The following is a 12492-nucleotide window of genomic DNA, read 5'->3' on the forward strand; positions in this document are numbered from 1 at the left end:
GTTACGCCTGTTCTGCGAGCAGCTTGGTGCGCTCCGCTTCTACTTTGGTCACGTCCGAAGCCGGAATGTAGTAGTCGCGATTGTAGTTGAAGGTATGAGCGATGGAGACGCCGATGATGGCAAGCAATGATAGCGCAGCCAACCACCAGATATGCCACACCAGAGCAAAGCCAAGTGCAATGCTGATGGCGCTGAGAATGACGCCCGTACCGGTGTTCTTCGGCATGTGAATGGGAATGAACCCTTCCACAGGACGTTCTGCACCGCGCTTCTTCATGTCGGCCCAAGCATCGACTTCATGCACGACAGGCGTGAAAGCGAAGTTATAGGCCGGTGGCGGAGAAGACGTGGACCATTCCAGCGTACGACCGTTGAAGGGGTCGCCGGTCACGTCGCGCAACTGGTCACGCTTCAGGAAGCTTACGAAGAGCTGGATCAGGAAGCAGGCAATGCCGAGTGCGATAAGGAACGCGCCGAATGCGGCAATGATGAACCAGATCTGCAGCGACGTGTCTTCGAACTGGCTGAGGCGGCGGGTTACGCCCATCAGGCCGAGAACGTAGAGCGGCATGAAGGCGAAGTAGAAGCCGACAAACCAGAACCAGAAGGACAGTTTACCCCAAAACGGATCGAGACGGTAACCGAATGCCTTCGGGAACCAGTAGACGATGCCGGCGAGAACGCCGAACAGCACGCCGCCGATGATCACGTTATGGAAGTGGGCGATCAGGAACAGCGAGTTGTGCAGCACGAAGTCTGCTGGAGGAACGGCAAGAAGAACGCCGGTCATACCACCGATGACGAAGGTGATCATGAAGCCGATGGTCCACAGCATGGGGACATCGAAATTGATGCGGCCCTTATACATGGTGAACAGCCAGTTGAAGATCTTGGCACCCGTGGGGATGGAGATAATCATCGTCGTTATGCCGAAGAAGGCATTGACGCTGGCGCCGGATCCCATGGTGAAGAAGTGGTGCAGCCAAACGATATAGGCCAGAATGGTGATCACCACCGATGCGTAAACCATCGAAGCGTAACCGAAGAGACGCTTGCGCGAGAAGGTCGAGACGATTTCGGAGAAAACGCCGAAGGCAGGCAGGATCAGAATGTAGACTTCTGGGTGGCCCCAGATCCAGATGAGGTTGACGTACATCATCGGGTTGCCGCCGAGATCGTTGGTGAAGAAGTTCGTACCAACGTAACGGTCAAGCGTCAGCAGGGCGATCGTTCCGGTCAGGATCGGGAACGAGGCCACGATCAGGATGTTGGAACACAGCGATGTCCAGACGAAAATCGGCAGGCGCATCATGGTCATGCCCGGTGCGCGCATCTTGATGATGGTGACGATCAGGTTGATACCTGACAGCGTCGTTCCCACACCGGCGATCTGTAGACCCCAGATATAATAATCCACGCCAACGCCAGGGCTGCCCTCAATGCCGGAAAGCGGCGGATAGGCCAGCCAGCCTGTCTGTGCATATTCACCGATGAACAACGAGATCATGGTGATGATAGCGCCAGCTGTCGTCATCCAGAACGAGAAGTTGTTCAGGAATGGGAAAGAAACGTCACGCGCACCGATTTGCAAGGGAATGACGAAGTTCATCAAACCGGTAATCATCGGCATTGCCACGAACAAGATCATGATCACGCCGTGTGCCGTGAAGATCTGGTCATAGTGGTGCGGGTTGAGATAACCTTCGGATCCGCCTGAGGCGATGGCCTGCTGGATGCGCATCATGATGGCGTCGGCAAAGCCACGCAGCAGCATCACGAGGGCCAGAATGATGTACATGATACCGATCTTCTTGTGATCGATACTGGTAAACCATTCTTTCCACAGGTAGCCCCAAACGCGGAAATAGGTGAGAATACCGAGAAGTGCCGCGCCACCGAGGGCAACAGCCGCGAAAGTTACAACGAGAATTGGCTCGTGGAGCGGGATGGACTCCCACGTCAGCTTCCCGAAAAGGAAGGACGTTTGATCGGAATTGACGACCATTTTAGCCTCTTGCGATTCAAAACAAATGTCGGCGCGGGGGTTCCGCGCCGTTGAAAGTCAGTGATGCCAGTCAGCCGGCCACCGGTTTGCTTTCCGGCAGGGCAGCCTTGATGTCAGGCAGAGCAGCAGGAACGAATGTCTGGCCTTCGATAGCCGCCGGCGTGGACTGCGAACCGAATGCCATGCCGTAAGGCGAAAGCGGGGTGCAGATCACGGAGTTCAGCGCCTTGGCGATATCGATGCCTTCCTTGCCGCCGCCGCCATTGGCGTCGATGTGCATCATGTCACGCATGCAAAGCTTGTTTGGCTCTACACAGCGGTTGAGGATTGCGTCATACAGCTGTGGGTCGACACTGGCGAAGTACTCGACAGGATTACGCTCGCTCGGCTTAGCGAATTCGAGGTATTCCATACGGCCGAAGCCCTTGCCGCCGTCCTTGACCTTTGCAACCCACTGGTCGAAGCCTTCATTGCTCAGACCGTGGAACTTGAAGCGCATGTGCGAAAAGCCAGGGCCGGAGAAGTTCGCCGAGAAGCCGTCATAAACGCCTTCCTTGTTGATGACTGCGTGCAGCTTGGTCTGCATGCCGCCCATGGCGTAAATCTGGCCAGCCAGTGCAGGCACGTAGAACGAGTTCATCGCCGTGGTGCCGGTAATCTTGAAGTTGATCGGAACATCGATCGGAGCAGCAAATTCATTGACGCTGCCAATGCCCAGTTCCGGGTAGAAGAACAGCCACTTCCAGTCCATGGCCACAACCTCGACCGTCAGGGTCTTGGTTTCGGCTGTCACAGGACGGTCCGCATCAATGCGGTCGATCGGGCGGTACGGATCCAGACGGTGGGTTGCGATCCACGTCACGGTTCCCAACATGAGAATGATGGCAACGGGCGCAGACCAGATCACCATTTCAAGGCGCGTGGAGTGGTGCCACTCTGGATCGTAATCTTCAGCCTTCGCCGATTCACGGTACTTCCATGCAAAGAACAGCGTCAATGCAAGAACCGGAACGATGATGAGCAGCATCAACACTGTTGAGGTGATGATGAGATCACGTTGCTGGATGGCAATGTCCCCGGAAGGGTTCATAACCACGAGATCGCAGCCGCTGAGCAGCAGCAACGACGAAAATGCCATGAAGGCAGAAGAAAATTTCTTGATCGTGGGCACGTTCTTAAAACTCGTACTGTTTCAATTGTACCGCGAATAATTGCCAAACGTCATTATTGTAATGAGGTATTTTGTCGCGGTGCAGCGGGATCGCCGCAGCGCAACAGCCACGGCATGGCTGGGTGCATTATCTCATAGAAGGCCCTTGGAGCAAGTCCTTCCTGCAATCTTCATTTGACGGCTGTGCGCAGACTGTGTGACAATCCGCCGCAGGTAACGCAACGGAAGAGGAGCCAGCGCGTTACCCAACATGGTGCGCCATACGCAGGAGGAATAAAATGAGTTATATCAATAGTTCGCAGACCTATCCTGAAACACCTGCGACAGTCGATCCGGACCGCATCACCATCGCGGTCATTCTGGCAAGAATGACAGAGTTTTTTGACTTCTTTGTCTACGCCATCGCATCGGCATTGGTTTTTCCCTACGTCTTCTTCTCATATGCAGATCCGCTGACAGCAACTCTTTATTCCTTCGCGGTCTTTTCACTGGCCTTTATTGCCCGCCCCATCGGCTCAATGATCTCGCTGCAGATCGACAGAAAGTTCGGGCGTGCGGCGAAATTGACCGTCGCATTGTTTACACTCTGTGGTTCCACCATGGCGATCAGCTTCCTGCCGTCCTTTGCGGACGCCGGCATGATGGCGCCAGTCCTGCTCGCCGTGTTCCGTATAGGGCAGGGACTTGGTCTGGGTGGTGCATGGGACGGCCTCACCTCTCTTCTGGCGATGAACGCACCTGCGAAACAACGTGGCTGGTATGCCATGATGCCGCAGATCGGTGCGGCTATGGGTTTTGGTCTGGCAAGCGCCTTCTTCATCGTTTTCTTCACTCAGCTGTCACATGCTGAATTCCTGGCATGGGGCTGGCGTTTCCCGTTCTTCGTGGCATTGGCACTTAATGTGCTGGCGCTGTTTGCCCGACTTCGCATGATTGTGACTCCGGAATTTCAGGCCATGGTGCAAAGCCATGAGCTGGAACCCAGGCCGGTTTTCGAAATGCTGCGGTCGCAGTCACGCATCGTTCTGACCGGTGCCTTCGTTCCGCTGGCCAGTTTTGCACTGTTCCATCTGGTCACCGTGTTCCCGCTCAGCTGGGTCACGCTCAACACCAACCAGAAGATTTCAGACTTCCTGTTCGTACAGTTCGTCAGCGCCATCATCTGTGGTGGCATGATTGTCGTGTCCGGCGTACTGGCTGACAAATTCGGCCGTCGCAAACTGCTCGGCGCGGCTGCTGTTCTGATCGCGCTCTTCAGTCTCGTCACACCGCTGCTGCTTAACTCGGGTGATATTGGCCGTTACCTGTTCGTGTTGATCGGCTTTTCGCTGCTGGGTCTGTCCTTCGGTCAGGCAAGCGGTGCGCTTGCTTCGCGTTTCAGCCGTGAATACCGCTATACCGGTGCGTCTCTGACATCGGATATCTCATGGCTCATCGGTGCCGGTTTCGCACCACTGGTGGCTCTTGGGTTCTCGTCAGAATTTGGTCTCATAGCGGCCGGACTTTATTTGCTCTCCGGCGCAGTCGCGACGCTTATTGCCCTTGCATTCAGCACGACACTCGATGCGACCTGATTGATTTTTAGCAACAAACTAACCTGAGTAACCTTGAAGCCGTGAAATTCGTAAAGGATTTCACGGCTTTTCGTATTTTTATTGCGCGGACGTTAATTAATCTTGATTTCCGAAATCAACATAGATATGTAAGTCATGCTGACATAAATTGGCGCGATGTTCGTGTCGACAGCACAGTTTGGCGCGGGTCATGAAATACGTTTCGACCATAAAATCGATGAAAGCGGCGATTGCCGGCACCGCGGTGCCAGCCAATACGCGCACGTCGATTATTCGCGCCGCGAAACGCCGATAACAGAAATCTGAAAAGGAGCAGTCAGGTCACCTGCGGCTCCGCCTGCGGGTGAAAAAGGTGACACCTCGCTGCGCAAGTGCGCCGGAACGGGAGAGACCGATGAGCGTGAATGACCCTGATTATGGCCTTTATGACATTGCTGCCGAGAAGAGCAGCTGCGGCGTTGGCTTTATTACGCGCAAAGACGGTTTGCAGACCCATGACGTGCTGAAGCGTGGCCACGAAGCGCTTTGTGCCGTGCCGCATCGCGGTGGCATGTCGGCAGAAGGCGTTGGTGATGGTGCCGGTATCTCGGTGGATCTGTCCCTGTCTTTTTTTCGTCAACTGACCGGCTCTGTCGAACTGGAAGCCGGTCGGTTTGGCGTTGGTAATTTCTTCCTGCCGCAAAACGCCGCCTTCCATGATGAGGCTATAGAGATCATCGAAAAGGCGCTTGAGGAGCAGGGTTTCTCCGTGCTTCTGGTGCGTGATGTGCCGGTTGATAACAGCGCCATTCGTGAAGCTGCGGTTCGTTACCAGCTTCCCATTCGCCAATGGGTGTTTTCGGCCCATGCAGGTTGCCGTGATCGTGGCGAGTTTGACTGGCGTATCCATAAGGCCTTGCTGGCCATCGAAGCCATTGCCTACACGCGCCCGGAACTGTCGGGTTTTTACCCACTGTCGCTGAGTGCCCGCACCCAGGTTTTCAAAGGTCGTCTCAATTCGACGGAAGTCATGCCATACTTCTGCGACCTGGTGGACCCGTGCCATGAAGTACACACGATGTACTTTCACACCCGCTTCTCTACCAACACTGACCCGCATCCGTCCATGGCGCAGCCATTCCGCCTGATGGCGCATAATGGCGAACTGAACACCGACAAGAAGAACCGCCTGTCTGAAGCTGCTGTCGCCTTGGCACGCAATGCCAGCATCATCCGCCCCAAGGGGCAGTCGGATAGCTGCCGTCTCGACCAGACGCTGCAGGCCCGCGTTATGGAAGACGGGCTTGACCTCGTAACGGCTGTCGTTTCGATGATGCCGCCTGCCTGGGAAAATGACGAGACATTGTCGCCGCAAGTGCGGGCGATGTTTGAATATTTTTCCCTTTACGAAGAGAAGAACGATGGTCCCGCCGCGCTGATCTTTGGCGATGGCACCATCGTCGGTGCACGCCTGGACCGTCTGGGCTTACGCCCACTGCGCACGGTCGAAACAGACGAGTATCTCTGCGTAATGTCGGAAGCAGGCCAGATTGCCTTCCCGCCGGAAAGCGTCATCCATCGCGGCCGTATCGAAGCCGGCGGCATGCTGTATTTCGATCAGGCTGAGCGCCGTGCATGGTCGACCGTCGAAGCGTTGGAAATGCTGGCATCGCGCCGCGATTATCCAACGTTGCTGCGTGAAGCCCGTGTCACGCTGGAAGAATTGCCTGAGGTTCCCGCTGAAAATCAGGGATCGCCCCAGCGTTACAATGGCGATCTGGAACGCCATCAGCGTTATGTCGCTTATTCGCACAATCAGGAAAGCTTCAAGTTCCTGATGGACCCGATGCTGGCGACCGGCGCTGAAAAAATTTCCGCCATGGGCTACGGCAACGCCATCAATGCGCTGTCGGATCAGGAAGGCGGCGTTGCGAAGTATTTCTCGCAGCGTTTTGCGCAGGTCACCAACCCACCGCTTGACAGTATCCGTGAAGCAGACGGCATGACGTTGCGCGTTGCGCTGGGCGCTAAGCCCAATATCGGCGCAAAGGCTGCCCGCCAGATCGTCGTGCGCTCGCCGATCCTGACCCATCTCGACATGCTGAAAATCCGTGAACAGACGGAAACGCCGGTTCGTCGTTTTGAGATGCTCTACACCCCGGTTTACAACGATCCCAAGGCCAACGAGGCCGCGTTGCAGGCGGGTATCGACAGTGTTTGCAACAAGGTCGCATCCTTCGCCGCAGAAGAGGGTGGCATTGCTGTCATCACCGATCGCCACGTTGCGACTGATCGCGCTGCACTGCCAATGATCATTGTGATCTCTGCCCTGAACCAGAAGCTGATCGAGGAAGGCCTGCGCCTTCGCGTGTCGCTGATTGCCGAAAGCGGTCAGTTCTCCTCGTCGCATCACATTGCAGCGGCTCTCGGCTTTGGTGCATCCGGCGTTTATCCGCTCGGTGTGCAGTTCCGCGCCGAGGAAAAGTTTGGTGCGGATGCCGACAAGGCCTTCAAGCGTTTCGCCAAGGCTGCTGAAAAGTCTCTGATGAAGACCATGGGCAAGGTCGGGCTCTGCACGGCTGAAAGCTATATCGGCGGTGAGTTCTTTGAACCGAACTTTCTCGACACCAGCGATCCGGTGCTGAAGAAGTACTTCCCCAACGTCAAGACGCCGGTTGGTGGTGTCAACTTTGCCGTTATCGCGCAGGCCGTCGCCGACTGGCACCGCAAGGCGTTGACCGTCAAGGGTGAGAACGACATTCCGCTGCTTGGCTTGTTCAAGGAACGTGCCGAAGGTGCTGGCCATTCCTATGGCACCACGGCTGTGCGTGGTTTCGTTGACATGACCGAGGAAAAGATCGCGTTCGACAAGGACGCCGAAAACGGCGTTGGCGAAAACGAAGACATGTTGCGCCTGCTGCCGCTCAACCGGCTGGAAGATGCCTTCGGCCTCAACGATTCCGCCTATTACCACAACAGCTTCGACCGTCTGACACCGGAGGCAATCGACAAGTTCCAGATCACGCCGGGTTATCGTGCCTTTACCCGCATGATGAGTGAAGAACGCATGCGCCGTCCATCTGCGTTGCGTGATGTGCTGGACCTGCCGGCTGACGTCACCTTTGCCAATTCGCCAGCAGAATTCCGCAAGGAAATGGGCCGTTTTTCCCGCAAGGGCAATAACAGCTTCATGGTGCGTGGGCTGACCGTTGAGAGCGTTGGTGATGAAGAGTTTCGCCTGCGTCTGACCGGCCAGTCTGGCGCTGACCTGACACGGCTTGCAGCCCTTGGCCAATCACTGGTGATCCGTTTCGGGCAGGATATTGTCGGTCATTGGTTGGAAGGCGGCGCATTGGCCGTTCAGGTCAAGGGACAGGCACTGGATTACCTGTCGCTGATCCACACCGCCCCTGCCAGCATCCCGCTTGAGGATGTTCAAAAGGCAAGTGACATCACCAGATTTCTGGCTTCTGGTGCCATGAGCCATGGCGCGCTGGTTGCCGCCGCTCATGAAGCGGTGGCGCATGGCACCAACATGGTTGGCGGCATGTCCAACTCCGGCGAAGGTGGTGAGCATATTTCGCGTTACGGCACCATCCGTGCCTCGCGTATCAAGCAGTTCGCGTCCGGTCGTTTTGGCGTCTGGGCAGGGTATCTTGCTGACCCGATGCTGGAAGAAATCGAGATCAAGATCGGTCAGGGTGCAAAGCCAGGCGAGGGTGGTCAGCTGCCTTCGCCAAAGGTCACGGTGGAAATCGCCGCAGCCCGTGGCGGCACACCGGGTGTCGAATTGGTTTCACCCCCACCGCACCACGACACCTATTCGATCGAAGATTTGGCGCAACTGATCCATGATGCCAAGGCGGCGCGTGTGCGGGTTATCGTCAAGCTCGTATCGTCGGAAGGCATCGGCACGATTGCGGTTGGCGTCGCCAAGGCCGGTGCAGATGTCATCAATGTTGCCGGCAACACCGGCGGCACGGGTGCTGCTGCCGTTACCAGCCTGAAATATACCGGGCGTTCGGCGGAAATCGGCATTGCAGAAGTGCACCAGGCACTGTGCGCCAATGGTCTGCGTGCCAAGGTTCTGTTGCGGTGCTCGGGCGCACACCAGACCGCAAGTGATGTCGTCAAGTCAGCCCTTTTGGGCGGCGACAGCTTCGAATTCGGCACCACGGCGCTGATGATGCTGAAATGCGTCATGGCCAAGAACTGCAACATCAAGTGCCCGGCTGGTCTCACCACCAACCAGGAAGTTTTCAATGGTGACCCGCGCGCTCTGGCGCAGTATCTGATGAACATTGCCCACGAAACACGCGAGATTCTGGCGGCCCTTGGTCTGCAGTCTCTGGCGCAGGCACGTGGCCGTTCCGATCTTCTTCACCTTCTCGACCACCCATCCAGTGTTGGCCAGCTTGACCTCCGGGCAATGTTGACTGTGGTTGAGGAGGTGAAGATCGCCAACCCGGTTTACATGGAAAAGGACTTCGCCCTCGATGATGCTTTCATCGAACTGGTGCGTTCGGCCCTGGTTGATGGCAAGCGTGACACCATCGAGCTTGGTGGCAACCGCTTCCTCAACAACTGCAACAAGAGTGTGGGCGGTCAACTTGCGGTCGATATCGAGCGCATTCTGAACCATGAACTGAGTGATGAACAGGTGGCGACACTGCCTGCCGTCCGTCAGGATGAACGTGGTCGTCGTTTTCTGGAGCCCGGTGCCGTGCGTATCGCCACATCGGGGTCTGCCGGTCAATCCTTCGGTGCCTTCTGCAATGACGGCATGGTCATGGTTCACACCGGCACCTGCAATGACGGTGTTGGCAAGAGCGCCTGCGGCGGCACCATTGTCGTGCGTTCGCCAGGTGGCGGTTCGGCCGAGGCTGGTGGCAATGTTCTGGTTGGCAACTTCGCCCTGTTCGGTGCAACGGGTGGCCGCACCTTTGTTGAAGGGCAAGCGGGTGACCGCTTTGCGGTGCGAAACTCCGGTGCGACAGCGGTTGTTGAAGGTGTGGGCGACTTTGCCTGCGAATACATGACCAATGGTGCCGTCCTCAACCTCGGCAGCTTCGGCAAGGGTTTCGGAAACGGCATGAGTGGCGGTTTCGTTTACCAGTATGACCCCTATGGCGATCTGCCAAAGAAGGTCAGCCACGATTCCATTCTTCTGGGCTCGATCACCGGTGATGATGAACAGGCCGCGATCCACAATCAGGCCGTTCACCAGCTGCTGAGCTGGCATGTTGCCGAAACCGGCTCTGCCAAGGCCGCATGGCTTCTGGAAAACTGGGAGAGCGAGCAGCATAACTTCGTGTACGGCATGCCGCGCGCCTTGCTGCTCTACCAGGACAGCAACGAAATCCTGAAGGCAAAGCCCCGCAAGGAACTGCTGGAGGAACTGGCAACGGCGCTTGCTGCCCATCAGGTTCGCAAGTTCAAGCTGGCCTATCGTGACAAGCGGGCGGTGTTGAACGGTTCGGTACCTGGTTATGGCGAGACCGATACCGAGGAGATGTATGCGCTTCTGAACAATTACACGGTGCTCAGCATGGCGCAGGCCATTGCCATGCAGCGTGTACCATTTGCGCGTGGCCCATCCGACCCGGCGATTGAAAAGGCGGTACGCAATCTCATTCTGACCGAAGATTTTGCGCTGATGCAACGTCTGCTGAAATATGCACGTGAAGCATTGGCTGGCCATAGTGACGAGCAGCTTGCTGTGATGATCGCCGCCAAGCGACTGGACGACTACAGGCAGGCGCTTTCCAAGCGCAACATCCTGTCTATGGACAGCCCGGGCACCTATGGCTGGATCATTCAGCAGAACGCCAGAAACATTGAAAAGATCGGACGCCTGCCGGGCTTCGAGGAACTGTTCGCAGCCAATGCGTTGCCGGACCTTGCCCTCGCAGCCAGACAGAACTGACTGAGACAGATTGAACTGAGTGAGAACGATGAAGATACCTTACATTCCAGAAGATGCTCCGTTCAATGGCGACCAGCGTGCATGGTTGTCCGGTTTTCTGGCCGGCCTGCACTCACGCATCAGTATTGGTGGTGAAGGCTCTACAGCCGTGGCCGCAGGTCAGTCTCCGAAGGCCGCAGCTGCGGTACTGAATGTACTCTACGGTACGCAAACAGGTAATGCCGAAGGACTGGCGATGGACATAGCGGCCGCTGCCCGCACACAGGGCATGCAGCCAGTTGTCACCGCATTGGACGATATTTCCATGGAAAACCTCGCTGTTATGAAGCGGGTGATCGTGGTTGCCTCGACCTATGGCGAAGGTGAAATGCCCGACAATGCCCAACTGTTCTGGGATGCGCTTTCCGCCGATACCGCGCCACGGTTGGAAACCGTCAATTTTGCGGTTTTGGCGCTGGGTGACACCGGTTATGACGGCTTCTGCCAGGCTGGCAAACTGATCGATACGCGCTTTGAGCAACTGGGTGCCAAGCGTCTGCATGCCCGCCTTGATTGCGATATCGATTATGAAGATGCCGCTGCCGCTTGGATTGGTGATGCACTGCCCGTCGCTGGCGCTATCGATGGTGGTGATGCCGCGGCGAATGCAGTTCCAGTCGCTGCTGCGGAACCGGCTAGGGCGAAGTCCGCATGGAACCGCAAGAACCCGTTCTCTTCGGTTGTCTCGGTCAATCGTCGCCTGTCGGGTATCGATTCCGCCAAGGAAATCCGTCACTATGAATTCGATCTCGGTGACAGTGGTCTGGAATATGAAGCCGGTGACGCCTTGGGTGTTGTCCCGTTCAATGACCCGGCACTGGTTGACGCCATTCTCCAGCGTCTTGGTGCCAAAGCTGATGATGCCGTTGCCGGCCTCGATCAGCCACTTGGCGATGCCCTGCTGAAACAGTTTGAAATTTCGACCCCGTCTCGCGAACTGGTGCAGGATGTTGGCAAGCGTGCCAATCATGAAGAGCTGAACCATATCTTGCGCAATGGTGACAAGCAGGCGCTGGACGCCTTCCTATGGAGCAAGGACACACTTGATCTCCTGTCGCTTAACTCGGCGATGGATTTGAACGCGGCAGATTTTGTGAAGCTGCTGAAGCCGCTGCAGCATCGCGCTTATTCCATCTCGTCCAGCCCACTTGCCGCCGAAGGTAGCGTACATCTCACCATTGCCAGCGTGCGTTACCACGCGCAGGGTCGTGATCATGGTGGTGTTTGCTCAACCTATCTGGCCGACCGCGTTGCGCAGGGGGAAAATGCCGGTATCTTCGTGTCGCAGAACAAGGCCTTTCGTGTGCCAGCCAACAATGACGCACCCATGATCATGGTTGGTCCCGGTACCGGCATTGCACCATTCCGTGCCTTCCTGCAGGAACGGCAGCAGCGTGGTGCCAAGGGCAAGAACTGGCTATTCTTCGGTGATCAGCATCGTGCCAATGACTTCATATACGAGCAGGAACTGGGCGAAATGAGCAGCAACGGCGTTTTGACACGCCTTGATCTGGCTTTCTCCCGCGATCAGGCAGAAAAAATCTACGTGCAGACCCGCATGAAGGAAAACGGCAAGGCGCTCTATGCCTGGTTGGAAGAAGGCGGCCATTTCTATGTCTGCGGAGATGCAACGCGCATGGCCAAGGATGTCGACGATGCCTTGCATGATATCGTTGCCAGCCATGGCGGCCTGTCAGCGGAAGCAGCGGGTGATTACGTCAATGGGCTGAAGCGCGCGAAGCGATATCTGCGCGACGTCTATTGATTGCCTCGAAAGAAAAAATCCTCGGGGGCGGCC

At 56.5% G+C, this 12492-nt stretch carries 5 protein-coding genes; 3 read left to right on the forward strand and 2 right to left on the reverse strand.

Annotated features, from left to right (window positions below; all coding sequences use genetic code 11):
- Window position 1 precedes the first annotated feature (1 nt).
- Complete coding sequence (gene cyoB, locus PYL13_RS03265; RefSeq protein ID WP_250983454.1) at window positions 2–2005, reverse strand: cytochrome o ubiquinol oxidase subunit I; 2004 nt, start codon at window positions 2003–2005, stop codon at window positions 2–4.
- Between the two features lie 70 nt (window positions 2006–2075).
- Window positions 2076–3143: a ubiquinol oxidase subunit II gene (gene cyoA, locus PYL13_RS03270; RefSeq protein WP_275641360.1), complete on the reverse strand. Its 1068-nt coding sequence runs from the start codon at window positions 3141–3143 to the stop codon at window positions 2076–2078.
- 311 nt (window positions 3144–3454) lie between these two features.
- Here cyoA and PYL13_RS03275 point away from each other — a divergent pair, with 311 nt between their 5' ends.
- The 3 genes from PYL13_RS03275 to PYL13_RS03285 all read left to right on the forward strand — a co-directional run bounded on the left by PYL13_RS03275 (window position 3455) and on the right by PYL13_RS03285 (window position 12459).
- Window positions 3455–4750 (forward strand): MFS transporter, encoded by a 1296-nt coding sequence (locus PYL13_RS03275; protein WP_250983455.1) that lies wholly within the window; start codon window positions 3455–3457, stop codon window positions 4748–4750.
- 394 nt (window positions 4751–5144) lie between these two features.
- Window positions 5145–10655 (forward strand): glutamate synthase-related protein, encoded by a 5511-nt coding sequence (locus PYL13_RS03280; protein ID WP_275640479.1) that lies wholly within the window; start codon window positions 5145–5147, stop codon window positions 10653–10655.
- 28 nt (window positions 10656–10683) lie between these two features.
- A complete protein-coding gene (locus tag PYL13_RS03285; protein ID WP_275640480.1) occupies window positions 10684–12459 on the forward strand; it encodes a sulfite reductase subunit alpha in 1776 nt (591 codons plus the stop codon).
- Window positions 12460–12492 lie beyond the last annotated feature (33 nt).

The organism is Agrobacterium sp. Azo12, from assembly GCF_029193765.2.
Classification (GTDB): domain Bacteria; phylum Pseudomonadota; class Alphaproteobacteria; order Rhizobiales; family Rhizobiaceae; genus Agrobacterium.